13 protein-coding genes are annotated in these 16717 nt (G+C 67.5%); 7 read left to right on the top strand and 6 right to left on the bottom strand.

Translation table 11 applies throughout. From position 1 onward, the window contains the following. Nucleotides 1–51: 51 nt before the first annotated feature. A complete protein-coding gene (locus tag GobsT_RS25810) occupies nucleotides 52–459 on the bottom strand; it encodes a hypothetical protein (RefSeq protein ID WP_010050744.1) in 408 nt (135 codons plus the stop codon). A gap of 32 nt (nucleotides 460–491) precedes the next feature. Next, a complete protein-coding gene (locus tag GobsT_RS25805; RefSeq protein WP_010050747.1) occupies nucleotides 492–1493 on the bottom strand; it encodes a DUF1559 domain-containing protein in 1002 nt (333 codons plus the stop codon). Between the two features lie 198 nt (nucleotides 1494–1691). Between GobsT_RS25805 and GobsT_RS25800 the strand changes: the two genes are divergently transcribed. The 3 genes from GobsT_RS25800 to GobsT_RS25790 all read left to right on the top strand — a co-directional run bounded on the left by GobsT_RS25800 (nucleotide 1692) and on the right by GobsT_RS25790 (nucleotide 4458). Beyond that, the gene (locus GobsT_RS25800) at nucleotides 1692–2999 is read left to right on the top strand and encodes a glycosyltransferase family 4 protein (protein WP_010050748.1); all 1308 of its coding nucleotides are present in this window, start codon (nucleotides 1692–1694) and stop codon (nucleotides 2997–2999) included. Next, nucleotides 2996–3406 carry an acyl-CoA thioesterase gene (locus GobsT_RS25795; protein WP_010050750.1) on the top strand — a complete coding sequence of 137 codons (411 nt, stop codon included), beginning with the start codon at nucleotides 2996–2998 and terminating at the stop codon, nucleotides 3404–3406. The genes GobsT_RS25800 and GobsT_RS25795 overlap by 4 nt, the downstream gene beginning before the upstream one ends. A 101-nt stretch (nucleotides 3407–3507) precedes the next feature. Then, the gene (locus GobsT_RS25790) at nucleotides 3508–4458 is read left to right on the top strand and encodes a prenyltransferase/squalene oxidase repeat-containing protein (protein WP_010050752.1); all 951 of its coding nucleotides are present in this window, start codon (nucleotides 3508–3510) and stop codon (nucleotides 4456–4458) included. Between the two features lie 50 nt (nucleotides 4459–4508). On the opposite strand, the gene GobsT_RS25785 is transcribed toward GobsT_RS25790, so the two are convergent. The 3 genes from GobsT_RS25785 to GobsT_RS25775 form a co-directional block, all read right to left on the bottom strand. After that, nucleotides 4509–6914: a phosphoketolase family protein gene (locus tag GobsT_RS25785; RefSeq protein WP_010048854.1), complete on the bottom strand. Its 2406-nt coding sequence runs from the start codon at nucleotides 6912–6914 to the stop codon at nucleotides 4509–4511. Then, nucleotides 6884–8032 carry an acetate/propionate family kinase gene (locus GobsT_RS25780; protein WP_010048855.1) on the bottom strand — a complete coding sequence of 383 codons (1149 nt, stop codon included), beginning with the start codon at nucleotides 8030–8032 and terminating at the stop codon, nucleotides 6884–6886. Before GobsT_RS25780 ends, GobsT_RS25785 begins: the two co-directional genes overlap by 31 nt. Before the next feature lie 99 nt (nucleotides 8033–8131). Next, nucleotides 8132–8809 carry a phosphopantothenoylcysteine decarboxylase domain-containing protein gene (locus tag GobsT_RS25775; RefSeq protein ID WP_109571469.1) on the bottom strand — a complete coding sequence of 226 codons (678 nt, stop codon included), beginning with the start codon at nucleotides 8807–8809 and terminating at the stop codon, nucleotides 8132–8134. 206 nt (nucleotides 8810–9015) lie between these two features. On the opposite strand from GobsT_RS25775, the gene GobsT_RS25770 reads away from it, so the two are divergent. From GobsT_RS25770 to GobsT_RS25755, 4 genes are all read left to right on the top strand, one after another. After that, entirely contained in the window at nucleotides 9016–9681 is a 666-nt protein-coding gene (locus GobsT_RS25770) for a CerR family C-terminal domain-containing protein (RefSeq protein ID WP_033199780.1), read from the top strand. 40 nt (nucleotides 9682–9721) lie between these two features. Beyond that, the gene (locus GobsT_RS25765) at nucleotides 9722–10879 is read left to right on the top strand and encodes an ABC transporter permease (protein ID WP_010048858.1); all 1158 of its coding nucleotides are present in this window, start codon (nucleotides 9722–9724) and stop codon (nucleotides 10877–10879) included. Between the two features lie 387 nt (nucleotides 10880–11266). Next, a complete protein-coding gene (locus tag GobsT_RS25760) occupies nucleotides 11267–11998 on the top strand; it encodes an ABC transporter ATP-binding protein (RefSeq protein ID WP_029601249.1) in 732 nt (243 codons plus the stop codon). Nucleotides 11999–12050: 52 nt separating this feature from the next. Then, nucleotides 12051–13151 (top strand): HlyD family secretion protein, encoded by a 1101-nt coding sequence (locus tag GobsT_RS25755; protein ID WP_010048861.1) that lies wholly within the window; start codon nucleotides 12051–12053, stop codon nucleotides 13149–13151. Between the two features lie 161 nt (nucleotides 13152–13312). Here GobsT_RS25755 and GobsT_RS25750 read toward each other — a convergent pair whose 3' ends face one another. Further along, nucleotides 13313–16660, bottom strand: coding sequence for a sigma-70 family RNA polymerase sigma factor (locus GobsT_RS25750; protein WP_010041583.1), 3348 nt, complete (start codon nucleotides 16658–16660; stop codon nucleotides 13313–13315). Between the last annotated feature and the right edge of the window lie 57 nt (nucleotides 16661–16717).

Here is a 16717-nt window from a genome sequence, read left to right as displayed (position 1 = left end):
TCGTTGCCCGGCACTCACGCCGCCTCGTTCGCACGTCTCCGGCCGTGTGCGTTACTTCGTCAGCACGAAGTCCGCCTTATCGGTGCCGCTCGTGGGCACGTCGAAGGTCAAATCGCTCTTGGTGTTGTACTTGGCCGGGATCAGGTTCTTCTCGGCCCCCTCTGGGTTCTTCGGGTCAGGCTTCGACAGACTGATGGTCACCTTGTGCTTCCCCGGCGCCGCACCGCCGCGATCCCCGATAACCGTCTTGAGCGCGTACTTGCCCTGGGCGTCGGTTTTGCCGTAGGAGCCGCCCACCCCGCCGCCGTCACCGGCGTCGGGGGTGAAGGACACGCTCGCGCCTTCCACGGGCTGGCCGTCGAGTGTGACCACCCCGGACACCGACACCGGGCCGCCGCCCCCGCACCCGACGGCGCCGAGCACCGCGGCCGCGCACAGGCCGAACACCAACTGACGCATCGTTGCCTCCTCTGGCGAGTGTGGTGGTTGCGTCAGTTGAGCTGAACGATTTCGCCGCCCGCGATCGTGCACAGGCCGGGGAACACGGTGTTCGTGTCGACCGACGTGTTCACGCCGCGAACCGAGCCGTCGCACTGGAGGAAGTTGATGACCCCGGTGTGCGGGCTGCCGAACGCCCGCTTGCACGGGTTCTCGCCGCCGGTGCCGCCGATCGCGAGGCACCGTTCGTAATCGTCGATCAGGCACCGCGGCTGGCCGGGCACCGCCGACCCCATGCTGTACGACGTGTACGCCCGCGCCCAGAACGTGGCCCGGCGCTCGCGGGTGCGGGTGGTGTACTCGCCCACCATGAGCGTGTTCGACGTGCCGTCGGTGATCCCGGTGATCGTTTCCCCCTTGAGGCCGAGGGCACGACTCTGGACGTGGAGCGGCCCCTTCAGGTTGGAGGCCGGCAGGCCCGGGTTCGGGCAATCCCAGTAGTAGTTCGCGGCCGGGTCACCGACCCCGGCCACGCCGCGGTACGACCCGGTCATGAACTTCCGCCCGGCCGGGTCGTTGCCCGCCTTGGACTCCGGCTCCAGCACCTTATTTGCGTTCGGGTCGCTCGGGCACACGTACAGCGGCAGGTACTGCTGAACGAACGCCTGGGCGGCGTTCGCGTCGTTGTAATCGTCCCGGGGCATGCCCGCCCCGTTGTCCCGCTGAACGGCGGCGATCAGTTGGCCGAGTGCCCCCTGTTCCACGTACGGGAGGATCGCGATCGCCCAGTTCGAGTGCTGCCGGTGGGTGATGGTGGGCGACGCCTGGGTGAGGTCGAGGATCGAGCCGTGCGGTAACGCACTCTGGACGTCGTGGTAGCCGTGGCAGGCCAGGCCGATCTGCTTGAGGTTGTTCTGGCACTTCATCCGGGCGGCGGCCTCGCGGACCTTCTGAACGGCCGGCAGCAGCAGGCCGATCAGGATCGCGATGATCGCAATGACGACGAGCAGCTCAATGAGCGTGAAGCCACGCCGCGAGCGGGAGAGAGAAGTCATAACAGGCTCGAACGAACAAATGGGATGGGAGAGTATCACCGGGGCTTGCGTACAAGTTTGAATGGCACGCCCCGGCGTCAGCACACTAACACGTCCGCGCGCGCGCTTCAAGGCCCGAGTTACAAGTCGAAAGCCGTTCGCCGCGGGCCGGTATGTGGTGTAAGACAACCGGGTCGGAACCAGGGCGGGCGATTCACCATGCGCATCGCGTTCATCACCGCCGGCGCCGCGGGCATGTACTGCGGCAGTTGCATGCGCGACAACGCACTCGTCACCGCCCTGCGCAAGCTCGGGCACGACGCGCTGCTGATCCCCACCTACACCCCCATCAAAGTTGACGAGGCCGACGCCTCGCAGCAGAAGGTGTTCTTCGGCGGCGTGAACGTCTACCTGGAACAGAAGTTCTGGCTGTTCCGCCACACCCCGCGGGTCCTCGACCGGCTGTTCAACTTCCGCTGGCTGCTCAAGTTCGTCTCCCGGTTCGCGGTGCGCACGAAGTACAGTGAACTCGGCGACATTACCATTTCCATGTTGCAGGGCGCGCACGGGCACCAGGCCAAGGAGGTCGCCAAGCTCGTCGAGTTCCTCCGCGACGAGAAGCCCGACGTGGTGCTGTTCACCAACGCGCTGCTGTCGGGCGTCATCCCCGAGGTGAAGCGCCAACTGGGGGTGCCGGTACTGGTCACCCTCCAGGGGGACGACATCTTCCTCGACGAACTGCCCGAACGCGACCGCAAGCGGTGCTTCGAGCTGATCCGCGAGAACGGCCGGTCGGTGGACGGCTACATCAGCACGAGCCACTACTACGCCGACCACATGGCGGCGTACATCGGGCTGCCGCGGGAGCGCATGCACGTGGCGCACCCCGGGATCAACCTCGCGGGGCACGGCGGCGCCCCGGACCCGCGCGGCGCCCGCCCGCTCACGATCGGCTACTTCGCGCGGATCTGCCCCGAGAAAGGGTTCCACCGCGCCGTGGAAGCGTTCATCACGCTGCGCCAGCGCCCCGGCGCGCCGGAGGTGAAGCTGAAAGCGAGCGGCTGGCTCGGTGCGAACAACCGGGCCTACTTCGACGATCAGCTCAAGCGCCTCGACGCCGCGGGGCTGCGGGGCGACTTCGAGCACGTCGAGAGCCCGGGGCACGACGACAAGGTCCGCTTCATGCGTTCCATTGATGTGCTGTGCGTGCCCACCGTGTACCGCGAGCCGAAGGGGCTGTACGTCCTCGAGGCGTGGGCGAACGGGGTGCCGGTGGTGCTGCCCGCGCACGGGACGTTCCCCGAACTGATCGAGGCGACCGGCGGCGGGCTGCTCGTCGACCCCGGCTCCGTGGGCGCGCTCGCCGACGGCCTGTCGCGGGTGCTGAGCGACCACGAGTTCCGCGCCCGCTGCGGGGCCGCCGGGCTCGCCGCGCTCCGCGAGCGGTTCACCGCCGAGGCGATGGCCGCCCACACCGTCACGCTCCTGAACCAGTTCGTCCGCACCTCTGCTCCGATCACGGCATGACCACATTCACCACCACGCGCCGGGTCGAGTTCGGTGACACCGACATGGCCGGCATCATGCACTTCTCGAACTTCTTCCGCTTCATGGAGGTTGCCGAAACCGACTTCCTCAACGCCCGGGGGCTCTCGGTGAGCTGGCTGGAGGGCGGCGTGAAGTGGGGGTTCCCGCGGGTGTCCGCGAGCTGCGACTACGCCAAACCCGCGAAGTTCGCCGACGTGCTCACGATCGCGGTGGCGCTGGAGAAACTCGGCAAGAAGTCCGTGGCGTACCGGTTCGACTTCACGAACCAGCGCGGCGAGCCGATCGCCGTGGGGCGGATGACCGCGGTGTTCTGCCGCGCGGCCGGCCCCGACCAGATCGAGTCGCTGGAGATCCCGCCGGACGTGCGGGCGAAAATGGAAGCGTAACGCGGAACCAGATCTCAAGTCGTGAGGCCGCAAGTTGTAACGTCCATCGAACAGGGCCGGCGACTTTACGACTTGTGACCCCACGACTTGAGACGCCACTAATGCCCGACGAACCCGAACCGTACCTCACCCGACTCACGACGCGACTGCTCGATGGCATCGAGCGGTTGCCCGAGGAGCAGCGCGCGCGGAACGTTCAATACCTGCTCGACGCGCAAAACCCGGACGGCGGGTTTTCCGGGCGCGAGGGCGGGTCCGACCTGTACTACACCGGTTTCGCGCTGCGCTCGCTGGCGGTTCTTCAGGCCCTCAACCCGCAGGTGTGCGGCAGCACCGCCAACTTCCTGCGCACCAAGATGACCGGCACCGCGGGGGTGGTCGATTTCTTCTCGCTCGTGGTGAGCTGCTACCTGGTGCCGCTCGGCGGCGGGCCGGACGTGCTGGCCGACGCCCCGCCCGACTGGCGCGACCGCGTGGCCGCGACGCTGGAAACGTTCCGCAGCCCGGACGGCGGGTACGGGAAGACGCCGGCGGCGCTGTACGGGAGCACCTACACGAGCTTCCTGGTGACGCTGTGCCTGCAACTGCTCGGGCGCCCGTGCCCCGAGCCGGAGAGGCTGGCGGCGTTCGTACAGTCGCGGCGCCGGTCCGACGGCGGGTATGTGGAAATCTCCGCGATGAAGCGGAGCGGCACCAACCCGACCGCCGCGGGCGTCGGGGTGCTTCAGATCTTGGGCGAACTGGACGACAGCGCGAAGGCCGAGACCGCGACCTTCCTGTCTGCGCTGCCGTCGCCGTTCGAGGGCGGGTTGCGGGCGAACGACCGCATCCCGGCGGCGGACCTGCTCTCGACCTTCACCGGCGGGTGGACGCTGGACCAACTGGGGCACGCGGACAAGCTGGACTGGGAGGCCGTGCAGCGGTACGCGGAGGAGTGCGAGCGGCCGATCGGCGGGTTCCGCGGCGGACTGTGGGACGAGCACACCGACGTGGAGTACACCTTCTACGGCCTCGGCACGCTCGCCCTCGCGGCATTTTACGCCGGAAATTAGCCGACAACGGGTAGCGGCCGGCATCTCGCGATGCCGGCCGCACCCGCGGCTCAGGCGTTGTCCGCGGCGGTATCGCTCGAACCGCGGGGCACCTTCCCGCGCTGACCCCACTCCCAACCGCTCACCTCGGGCATGTCGATCCCGTGCTCGGTGACGTACGCGCGGTGCGCCTTGTGTTTGGCGTCCATCAGCTCCTTCACGTGCCCCGCACGCGCCGCGAGACCGGGGGTGCGCTCGATCACGTCGATCACCAGCTTGAACCGGTCGATCTCGTTGAGCACGCACATGTCGAACGGCGTGGTGGTCGTGCCCTCTTCCTTGTACCCGCGGACGTGGATGTTGTTGTGGTTCGTCCGGCGGTACGTCAGCCGGTGGATCAGCCACGGGTAGCCGTGGAAGTTGAAGATGACCGGCTTGTCTTTCGTGAACAGGCGGTCGAACGCGGCGTCGCTGAGCCCGTGCGGGTGCTCCTTCGGGGGCTGGAGCTTCATCAGGTCCACCACGTTCACCACGCGCACCTTGAGGTCCGGCAGGTGCCGGCGCAGCAGGTCCGCGGCCGCGACCACCTCGAGCGTCGGCACGTCGCCGCAGCACGCGAGGACCACGTCCGGCTCGGCGGCCCCCGCGCTCGACGCCCACTCCCAGACCCCCAGCCCCTCGGCGCAGTGCTGCACGGCGGAGGTCATGTCGAGCCACTGCGGCCCGGGCTGCTTCCCGGCGATCACCACGTTTACGTAGTCGCGGCTCCGCAAACAGTGGTCGGTGACGCTCAGCAGGCAGTTCGCGTCGGGCGGCAGGTAGACGCGAATCACCTCGGCCTTCTTGTTCATCACGTGGTCGATGAACCCGGGGTCCTGGTGGCTGAACCCGTTGTGGTCCTGGCGCCACACGTGCGAGCTGAGGAGGTAGTTGAGGCTCGCGACCGGCCTCCGCCACTCGATGTGGTTGCACACCTTCAGCCACTTGGCGTGCTGGTTGAACATCGAGTCCACGATGTGGATGAACGCCTCGTAGCAGCTAAAGAACCCGTGCCGCCCGGTGAGCAGGTAGCCCTCCAGCCAGCCCTGGCACTGGTGCTCGCTCAGCACCTCCAGCACGCGCCCGTCCGGCGAGAGGTGGTCGTCGCCCGGGACGATCTCCGCCGTGTAGCACCGGTCGGTGACTTCGAGCACGTCCTGCCAGCGGTTGGACGCGAGTTCGTCGGGCGAGAAGAGCCGGAAGTTCTGCGCCTCCAGGTTGAGCTTCATCACGTCGCGCAGGTACTTGCCCTGCACGCGGGTCGATTCGGCGGTTTCGGCGCCGGGGTGCGCCACCTTCACCGCGTAGTCGCGGAAGTCGGGGAGCTTGAGGTCGACCAGGAGCCGGCCGCCGTTGGCGTGCGGGTTGGCGCCCATCCGCTTCGTGCCCCGCGGGGCCAGCTCGGCCAGTTCGGGCTTGAACGTCCCGGCGGCGTCGAACAGCTCCTCGGGGCGGTACGATTTCATCCACCCTTCGAGCACGCGGAGGTGGCTCTCGGTGCCGGCCTCGCTCATCGGCACCTGGTGGCTCCGCCACGACCCCTCGCACCGCTTCCCGTCGATCTCCTTGGGGCACGTCCACCCCTTCGGGGTGCGCAGAACGATCATCGGCCACTGCGGCCGCGTGCGGAACCCGTTCGCCCGCGCGTCGGCCTGAATCCGTTTGATCTCGGCCACGCACGCGTCAACCGCCGCGGCCATCTGCCGGTGGGTGGGGAGCGGGTCCTCGCCGGACACAAAATGGGGCGCGTACCCGTACCCCTCGAACAGCTTGCGGAGTTCGTCCTCGGGCATGCGGGCCATGAAGCACGGGTTGGCGATCTTGTACCCGTTCAGGTGCAGGATCGGCAGCACCGCGCCGTCGCGCACCGGGTTCAGGAACTTGTTCGAGTGCCACCCGGTCGCGAGCGGGCCGGTTTCGGCCTCGCCGTCGCCCACCACGCACGCGGCGATCAGGTCCGGGTTGTCGAACACCGCGCCGTAGGCGTGCGACAGGGCGTAGCCGAGTTCGCCGCCCTCGTGGATGCTGCCCGGCGTTTCCGGGGCGACGTGGCTCGGGATGCCGCCCGGGAAGCTGAACTGCTTGAACAGCTTCTTCAGGCCCGCGGCGTCCGGCCCGATGTGCGGGTACACCTCGGTGTACGTGCCCTCGAGGTACACGTTCGCCACGATCCCCGGGCCGCCGTGCCCCGGCCCGCACACGTACAGCACGTTCAGGTCGTGCTGCCGGATGGCCCGGTTCAGGTGGACGTAAATGAAGTTCAGCCCCGGGGTGGTGCCCCAGTGCCCCAGGAGGCGCGGCTTGACGTGCTCCTTGCGGAGCGGCTCCCGGAGCAGCGGGTTGTCGAGCAGATAGATCTGGCCGACCGACAGGTAGTTCGCGGCGCGCCAGTAGGCGTCCATCCGGTTCAGCAGGGCGTCCGGGATCGGTTCGGCCATTCGCGGGTTCCTTCGTCGGGCGGGGTTGCGTTCGACAGGCGCTGCACCGTGCGGGCGATCATCACCTCTTCGTCCGTCGGGATCACCCGAACGACGACCGGGGCGATGTCGGAGGAGATGATCGGCGCGCCGGCGGCGTTGGCTTCCGTAGCAAGCTGCACGCCGAAGAAGCTCAGCCCCGCGCAGATGCGCGCCCGGACATCGGGCGAGTTCTCGCCGATCCCCCCGGAGAAGACCAGTGTATCCAGCCCGCCCAGCGCCGCCGCCATCGCCCCGATCCACTTCCGCACCTGGTAGCAGTACACCGCTACCGCCTCCGCCGCGCGGGGGTCGGCGGCCTCGTTCGTCAGCAGTTCGCGGAGGTCCGAACTCGTCCCCGACAGCCCGCGGAGCCCGGACTCGCGGTTCACCAGGGTGTCGAGTCGCTCCGCGTTCAGGCCCTCGGACCGCAGGAGGTGAACCAGCACGCCGGGGTCGAGGTCCCCGGTGCGGGTGCCCATCACCAGACCGCCGGCCGGGGTGAAGCCCATCGTCGTGTCCACGCATGTGCCGTTTCGCACCGCCGCCAGGCTCGAACCCGACCCGAGGTGTGCGAAAATGACACGCCCGTGTGCCACTTCCGCACCCGCGACACGCACGAGTTCCGCAAGGAGGTACTCGTAGGAAATGCCGTGGAAGCCGTACCGCCGCACCCCCTGGTCCAGGTACCGCCGCGGAATGGGCAGGGTGCGCGCGACGGCCGGCAGGTCGCGGTGGAACGCGGTGTCGAAGCACGCGACCTGCGGCACCCCCGGCCACCGCTTCGCGACCGCATCGATTAGTCCCAGTTCGGCGGGGAGGTGCGTCGGGTCGAGCGCCTTTAACTCCTCCAAGTCGCGCACCAGTTCCGGCGTGACGAGGGCCGGGGCCGTGTGCCGCGGGCCGCCGTGGACCAGCCGGTGCCCCACGCCCACGAGGTCGCCCAGCGCCCCCCGCTCTTCCAGTTGTTCCAGAACTGCGGCCGCGGAGTCGGCGCCTTCGACCTTTCCGCGGGCGACCTCCTGGAGCGCCGCGCCCGCACGGAACACCGCAAACTTGACGTTCGAGGAACCGGCGTTCACAACGAGGACGTGGGGCATTTGGTCTTCCGAAGTGACAACCATAATAGCAACGGGGATTGACGGGCGCCGAGGGATTAAGCCCACTTTAGCAACTGCGATCCCGTTCCGCGAGCAATCCTATTTCTTTTCCATTCGCTCCAAAATGCGTGCGGATAGTTCTGCACGGGGCACCTTGCTGTAGCCCCCCGTGCCGGCGCCGACGAAGGCCCAGTCGTGCATGCCGTCCAGCGTGTTGGCCGTCATCAGGTCGGCACCCGATTGCACGCGCGATCGCTCGGCAATGTCTAGCAATTCGGACTCCGAAACTCCAACCTCCAGCTTGAATTTCATTAATAGTCCGCCGAACCTCCACTCACCGCGCACCTTATCGACCAGTTTCGGAGCCGGCACCAGCTTGAGCCACAACTCCGGGTGCGAACTCTTCACCTTCCCGGCCGACACGTCCTCGAACTGGCCCTCTCGATAGCTGAACACGCCCGCAACGTGGAAGTCGCTCACGGCGGCAGCGTGAACCACCGCCTCGTAGCGCCCGGAGGTGATTTCCGCGGCCATCAGCCGTTCCAAGTCGTCAAAGGTGCGGTAACTCCGGACGGACCAATCGGGCGCGACTCGTGGGCGCGCCCCGCCGATCGTTTCGAGCACCTCCGGGTGCGATGTGAGCAGCGTGACGACGTGTCCGCGGTCGAAGGCCGTCGCAGCGATCTGTGCGCCGGTACGGCCCGAAAAGATGTTGGTGATGCAGCGCACCCGATCGACGGGGGTTTGCGTGTTCCCGGCGGTGACCAGAACGTTCATCTCTTCCTCCCGGTTCGGCGGCATTATCTCTGTGAAATTGATGTAGCTGTGGGCAACCCGGTTACGAGCGCGGTCCGGATGAGGGCACCGGGTTGAAGTCCCAACTCGGTGCGCGCGGCCTTTTTTCGGACCCAATTGTTGACTTGAAACAAACGTTTGTTATCTTTGAAGCAGTCGATTGAAACAAGCGTTTGTTTTGTGCCGCCATGAGTGATGCCTCCTTACCGCCGGCAGACGAGTCCGGAGCCTACGAGCGGGTGCTGGCCGCGGCGCAAGAGGTGTTCGCCGAGCGCGGGTTCAAAGCCGCGACCGTGCGCGAGATTTGCCAGGCCGCAGGGGCGAACATTGCGGCGATCAACTACTATTTCGGTGGCAAGGAACAACTGTACATCGAGGCGGTCAAACGCGCGCACGCCTGCGCCGGGCGGATGGACGACGTTCCGATCACACCGGACATGCCTCCGGTCGAAAAGCTCCGGGTGTTTGTGGGCGCCATGGTCACGATGATGCGCGCCCCGGTCAGCCCGTCGGCGATGAAGCTGATGATGCGCGAGATGTCCGACCCCGGGCAGGCGGCGCACGTGGTGGTCAGTGAGTTCATCCAGCCGGCCGCGTTCGCCCTGCTCGCGATCCTCCGCGAACTGCTCCCCCATCTCGACGAACGTCGGCTCCTGATGACGGGGTTCAGCGTGATCGGGCAGTGCCTCTTCTACCGCCAGAACATCCGGGTCGCGGAACTCATTTTCGGCAAGGAACCGGTGGCGGCGCTGGACGCGACCGCCGTGGCGGAGCACGTGGTGGCGTTTACGCTGGCGGCGCTGGGGCACGCCCCGCCGGTCGGCGCCGCCGGTCCGCAAGTCGAGAAACTGTAACCCCGGTTCCGGCACCGGCCGGGCGTGTTCGGAGGACGCTATGAACTGGGTCGCGCTGAAGATGCTGCTGGGCGACCGGGTCAAGTACCTCGGGATCGTGTTCGGGGTGGCGTTCGCCGCGCTCCTGATGGCTCAGCAGAGCGCCATCTTCTGCGGGCTGATGCGGAACACGACGAGCCAGATCCGCGACATCCAGGGCGCGGACGTCTGGGTGATGGACAAGAACGTGCAGTTCGTGGACGACACCAAGCCGCTCTCGGAGAACGCGCTGTACCGGGTGCGCGGGGTGGAAGGGGTCCGCTGGGCGGTGCGGCTGTACAAGGGGCTGGGCCGCGCCCGGCTCGCGGACGGGAACTTCCAGCAGGTGATCCTGATCGGCGTGGACGACGCGACGCTGACCGGCGCGCCCGCGGTGGAGCAGGGGAAGCTCCTGGTCGGGAAACTCGAGGACCTGCGCCAGCCGGACGCGGTGTTCATGGACGAGTTCGGCTGGCGGTATCTGTTCGGCAGCGAGCCGTTCGTGCCGGGCAAGACGCTGGAGATGAACGACAAGCGGGCAGTGATCGTGGGGCTGGTGAAGTGCAGCCCCACGTTCCAGACGTTCCCGATCCTGTACTGCACGTACTCGCAGGCGGTGAAGTACGTCCCCCAGGAGCGCAAGACGCTCACCTTCGTGCTCGCGAAGGCCGACGACGGGGTGAGCCCCGAAGAGCTGTGTGCCCGGATCGAGGGCCAGACCGGCGACCTGCGGGCGCAGACCAACGACCAGTTCTTCTGGAGCACCATCGGCTACTACCTGAAGCGGACCGGCATCCCGATCAATTTCGGGATCACGGTGGCGCTGGGGTTCATCGTCGGGTGCGCGATCGCTGGGCAGACCTTCTACCTGTTCACGGTCGAGAACCTGAAACAGTTCGGCTCGCTGAAGGCGATGGGCGTGAGCAACATGCGGATCGTGCGCATGGTGATGCTTCAGGCGCTGGTGGTGGGGCTGATCGGCTACGGGTTGGGTGTGGGCGGAGCGGCGCTGTTCGGGTTCGTGTTCGAGCGGGCGGTGAAGAACGCCCCGCCGGCGTTCCACTTCCCCTGGCAGGTGCTGGTCATCACCGCCGGTGCGGTTCTGGTCATCATCAGTGCCTCCGCGGCGATGAGCCTCAAGCGGGTGCTGTTCCTCGAACCGGCCGTGGTGTTCCGGTGAGTCCCCGGGATGCCCGTTCGCGTCACCCCACCACTCGCCGAACGCGAGCGGCTGACATCAGGTCATTAGGTGAAGTGTCCGCGCGCTCGAAGTGGGGCCGCCGGGCTTGATGAGGGCCGACCGCTCGCGGCATTGTAACGGGGGTTACACCGCGGCACACGGATGAGCGGTGAGAGGGCGCGGACGAGACCTTCGCTGGGGCCAGGACTGCTGATTCGCTGCCCGGTCGCTGGCTGGTCGCTACCACCGAATCACGCCCTCAAAACCCGCACAACGCTCCAAATTGTGCGGAACGCGGCTCAGGTGTATGGCGGCGATTGTGCCGCAAAGTGTTAGCAAGAAACGGTTTGTGATTGATGTGTGGAGCATGAGACTACTGGGGGCGCTATGACGGATGTTGCGGTTCGGAATGCCGCCGTAGCACTTTCGGGGGTGGCGAAGGAGTTCGGCACCGGCGACACGAAAACGCTCGCGCTCGCCGACATCGACCTGGAACTGCCGTATGGCGAACTCGTCCTACTCGTCGGTCCCTCCGGGTGCGGGAAGACCACGCTCATCTCGGTGGTGGCGGGGCTGCTCGACGCGACCCGGGGACAAACCGAGGTGCTGGGCCAGAACCTCACCCGGATGGGCGGTGCCCGGAAGGTGCGGTTCCGCGGGGACAACATCGGGTTCGTGTTCCAGCAGTACAACCTGCTCCCGGCGCTGACCGCGGCCGAGAACGCGTGCGTGCCGCTGCTGATCGCCGGCTGGAGCCGCGCGAAGGCGGTGGCGAAGGCCCGGGAACTGCTCACCGCGGTGGGGCTGGGCAACCGGCTCGACTCCTACCCGAACCAGCTCTCCGGCGGCCAACAGCAGCGGGTCGCGATCGCCCGCGCGCTGGTCCACGAGCCGCGGCTGCTGGTGTGCGACGAGCCGACGGCGGCCCTCGACGCCGCCAGCGGGCGCACGGTGATGGAACTGATCCGGAAGGTGGCCGTTCAGCCCGATCGGGCGGTGATCGTCGTGACCCACGACAGCCGCGTGTACGACTTCGGCGACCGTATCGTGTCGATGGCCGACGGGCGCATCGAGCGGATCGAAACCAAGAACAGTCCGGGTGTGAGGGCGGAGCACTAACGGCGAGTTCGTTACTGTTTCCGCACTTCCGCCCGGCTCCCGAGGGTTGCCCATGCTCATACGGTATCTACTCCCCGCGGTCGCGCTGCTGGCGTTCTCGTTCGCGATCCTGTCGATGACCAAGGCGCAGCAGGTGCCGGCGCCGGTCAGCCCGCCGGTCGATCCGGGGCGGTCGCCGTTCGGGCGCCAGGTGGCCGGCGCCGGCATCGTCGAGCCCGAGACCGAGAACATTGCGGTCGGCACGCACGTGCCGGGGGTGGTAAAGGCGGTCCACGTCCGGCCCGGTGACCGGCTGCTTGCGGGGGCGCCGCTGTTCGACCTCGACGACCGCCAGATGACCGCCGAACTCGCGGTGCGCCGGGCCGCGCGCGACAGTGCGGAGGCGCAGCTCGCGAAGCTCGAGGCGATGCCCCGAAAGGAAGAACTGCCGCCGCTCGAAGCGAAGGTGGTGGAGTCCAAAGCCAACCTCGACGACAAGACGAAATTGTTCGAGCGGGCGCGGCGCGAGCTGAACAGCGGCGTCGGGTCGAACGAGAGCTACGAGACGCGCCAGATGGCGGTGGACGTGGCGCGGGCGCAGTTGCGCCGCACCGAGGCCGAACTCGAACTGAGCCGCGCCGGGGCGTGGGCGTTCGACGCCGCCGTCAGCCGCGCCGCGGTCGCGCAGGCTCAGGCCCAGATGGAGCAGACCCGCACCGAACTGGACCGTCTCAAGGTGCTGGCCCCGCGGGTCCGCAAGCCGGGCGCCGACCGCACGCTCGACCCGATCCCGTCGGGCGATCTGGTGGAGTTCAAGGTGTTGCAGGTGAACGTGCGGCCGGGCGAGTACGTCGGCACCACGGCGGGGCAGGCGAGCATCGTGCTGGGCACCGTCGGGCGGTTGAACGTGCGGGTGGACGTGGACGAGAACGACATCGGCCGGTTCAAACCGGGAATGAAAGGCACCGCCGCGCCGCGCGGCGAGCCCGGGACACGGTTCCCGCTCACGTTCGTGCGCGTCGAGCCCTACGTGGTGCCGAAGAAGTCGCTGACGGGCGGGAACACCGAGCGGGTGGACACGCGTGTGTTGCAGGTGATTTACGTCATCGACCGGGCGGACGTGCCGCTCTACGTCGGCCAGCAGCTCGACGTGTCACTCGACGCCAACCAGTAGCGCTTGGTTGAGGGCGTTTCTGGTTTGGAGTGTGGTCCGCTTGCTCCGCGAGCGGTCGCGGGGCCGGACGTGGCGGGCGACCCGTGTCGCATGCTCCGGGCCGCAAAACCCGCTCGCGGAGCGAGCGGACCACACTCCAAACCGCCTGCCTGTAACCGGCCTCACCGCTCGGTAATCCGCGCCAGTGCCTCTTGAGCCAAAACGGTCCGCAGACACCCGGGCGTTCCCCGGCTCAGCGTCTCCAAGTGTGCTTTCGCTTCCGGTGTGTCGAGGTGTTCGAGGGCGTCCATCGCCCGGCGAACGCGCAGGTCGGCTGGCGAGAGTCGCTCCGTTCGCCCCAGCAGCGCGGCGAGGCGTTGACGGCCTTCTGCGTCCGTGGTGGCGCCGTTCGCCTGGCGAAGCATCGGGGCGATCGATTCGCCGTACTTCCCGAGGTCGGTTGTGGCTCGCTCCCGGTCCGCGAACTGCTCCGAAGAGAGGCCCTTAATCAGCGCGTCGATCGCTTTCCCATCGAGTGATTCCGGGGGCAATTTCTCCTTTAACAGGACGACGGCTTCTTTGGGGGCGGCGCACAGTTCCCGCACCGCCCGGAAGGCCGCTGCGGGTGAGGCGTCCGCCAGATTGGACCAAATTCGCTCGGCGTTGAAGGCGGGTGGGTCTTTTAGCCCGTATACATCCCAAATCAGTACGGGGGCATCGTAGCTCGCTCCGACGATCAGTCGCCCGTCCGGTGAAAAGTGAGCACTGGTCGGGCCGTGGTGCCCGGAGAACGTGCGGATCAACTGCCCGCTCACGCACTCCCACAACCGGATCGTTCCCGTGCCATCGACGGTGAGCAGTTTCCCACTGTCCGGCGAAAACGCACAGGATATCCTCGGGCGGTCGTTGCGCGCCTCCTTGGCCGCATGGCCGCCGAGGGTCTGGACCTTCCGGCCGTCCGACACCCGCCAGAGCGTGACCGCATCGTTCCCACCCGCGATGTACGCTCCGTCCGGGGAGAAGGCGATACCTGCGGCCAGCAGCGCGTTCGGAACTTCCACCCGCGACACGCGCGTGGGACGGCGCAGTTCCCACACGTCGATGACAGTTGCGTTTTGGCCCCTCCAGGCGATCGCCATCCGGCGGTTTGCGGCGTCGGAATGGGGCTCGCCCATTCCGCTGTAACCGAAGGCTCGAGCGGGGTACTTCTCTGACCAGAGTGACTTCTTGGCCCCGACATCCCAAACCGTTAGCACATCGTCTTGGGTGGCCGTCACGAGCAGGCGGTTCCCGTCTGCGAACACCATTCGCCGCGGGAAATCGGTCAGACCCTCCAGCCGCGCCGCCGTCCGGTCCGTAGCCGACTCCTTCACCAAAATCGCCCGCGACTGTTGCGGTTTGCCCTTTGGAAACTCGATCTCGGCGCGCAGCTTACCATCCCCGGACTTGGCGGTGCCGGGTTGGTAGCTCGGTTCGGGTCCCCGCGACCGTTCTTGCACCACCTTTCCGCTCCGCCAATCGACCATATGTGTTCGGCCGAACGGGTTCAGCACCACGTGACCACGGGCGTCGAAGTGTGCCCATATGTCAAAATCGTCTGCTGATTGCGGGTGGAGGCCGTTCTTTCCGAGATCCCACACGGTCACTTTTCCTTCGTAGTGGCACGTGCCGGCGAGCAACCGGGAGTCGGGGGAGAACGTCACCAGGGCGGGCGTGAGGGTGAGCGGAACGGACTGCACTTCCTTGCCGCTCGCCAAGTCCAGAACCCGTATCTGGCTCGGCCCGCTCGATTGCGTGCCGACCGCCACGAGCTTGCCGTTCGGACTCACGCTCAGCACACGGGGCATCTCTGGCAGTGGGATGGTTCGCACCACTTTACCGGTCGCAACGTCCCCGACCGCGATCGCGTAAGGTGCGGCAACTCGCTCCCCCTCCGCCCGTGCGAGGGTGTCGGCAACGAACGTGCGCCCGTCTGCCGCGAACGCGGCGCTGTAGATTGTGTTGCTTTGGGAGACGAGTTCCTTTGCCAGCGAGTGCTTGGATTCTCCGGTTTGCGTGTCGAAGATCGGAACCGCGGCATTCAGGATCGGAACGCAAACCCCGGTCCCGTTCGGGGTGAACAGAACGTTCACATGGGCGTACCCCATGTTCTCGGGGATGGTCATCGCTTTCGCGATCGTGCGTGTCACTTCGCCCGTGGCGGTGTTGCCCAGCACCATTTCCCCGCTACCCCGGACAACGGCGTATACCTTTGCGTCCGGGGAAAAGCCGGCCCCGATGGTCTCTTCGCGTGGAGGAAATAGGTTCGGCTCCGTTCGCCTGCGCAGAACGTTCGTCCGTTCCGGCTTGCCGGTGCCGACGTCGAACGACCGGAACCCGTCCGCGTCCAGGACCAGTAGCCGCTTGTCGTCGGCCGAGAACGCCACAGATACGGCCCGGGCACGCTCTGCGCTTTCGTCCAGGTTCACAGCGATCGGGATGCGGTACTTCTCCTTGCCGTCGGTCATGTCCCACACACGGACCGACTTGTCCCGATTCGCGGGGGAGGCCGTGGCGAACAGCCGGCCATCGCGGCTGAAGGCCATTGCGGTGACCTCGCCTGCGTGCCGCAGGCGCGGCGAGCCGATCCGCGCGACCGCCCCTTCGGGCAACCCGTCCCGGGTGACCAACCCGTCGGTTCTGGCTTCCACTTTGGGTTCCGGTTCCGCCGCCTTCGGCGCCACCGGCGGTGGGTCGCCGGCTCGTGGGGACATGAGTGCGGCGGACGCGGCGACGCCAGCGATCAGGACACCGAACGCCACCACCGACGCAACGGAAAAGCCCGCTAGCAACCGCGTGACGGCAGACGCGGGGCGGTGCGCCGCCAGCGCCACCCGGACGAGTGCGTCGTGCACCGGGCCTGCGGTTGCTGGCTGGGTACCGAGAGCCAGTAGGGGTAGCGCCGCCGAAAGCTCCACGCCGCGCCGGCTCAGCCGGTGCCGCAGTGCCTCCCGGCCGCGCTGGAGCCACCCGCGGACCGCGCCGGTGGTCGTCCCCAGGCGCCGGGCTGTGTCCTCGACTGTGTTCCCCTCGACGAGGCACAGCAAAACGGCCGACCGATAGGTCGCGGGCAACCGGGCGAGTTCGTCATCCAGGATGCTCAGGACCTCGCGGGCCGAGAGCTGATCCAGCGGCGAGGGGGTCGGATCGATCGGCTCGGCGCCGGCGGGGGCCGCGCCGGCGGTTCGGGCCGTGACGGACCGGGCCACGCGGTGCAGCCACGAGGGCAGGGCGGGCGCGTGGCGGATCGCGTGGGCTTTGCGGGCCAGGGTCAGGAACGTGTTCTGGACCGCGTCATCGACCGCGTGACCGTCTCGCGTCATGCGCCGGCTCGCGCCGCGGACGAGCGCCTCGTACCGCCGCAGAATCTCGCGGAACGCGGACTCGTCCCGATTTTGGCAGAAGCGCTGGAGGAGTTCGGCGTCACTGGCTTCGGCCAGCGGCGCGTGTGCCGCGGTGCGGACGAGGCGAAGGGCGGCGGTCCGTTTCATGAGAGCTCTCCGGGGCCTGTTATCAGGTAAGAGGCCCGAGAGAGCAAACCGGCGCGC

Origin of the sequence: Gemmata obscuriglobus (assembly GCF_008065095.1) — a bacterium.
Taxonomy (GTDB): Bacteria; Planctomycetota; Planctomycetia; order Gemmatales; family Gemmataceae; genus Gemmata; species Gemmata obscuriglobus.
Note: the sequence above shows the minus strand (reverse complement) of the source record. Positions and strands in the feature narration are given on the sequence as shown.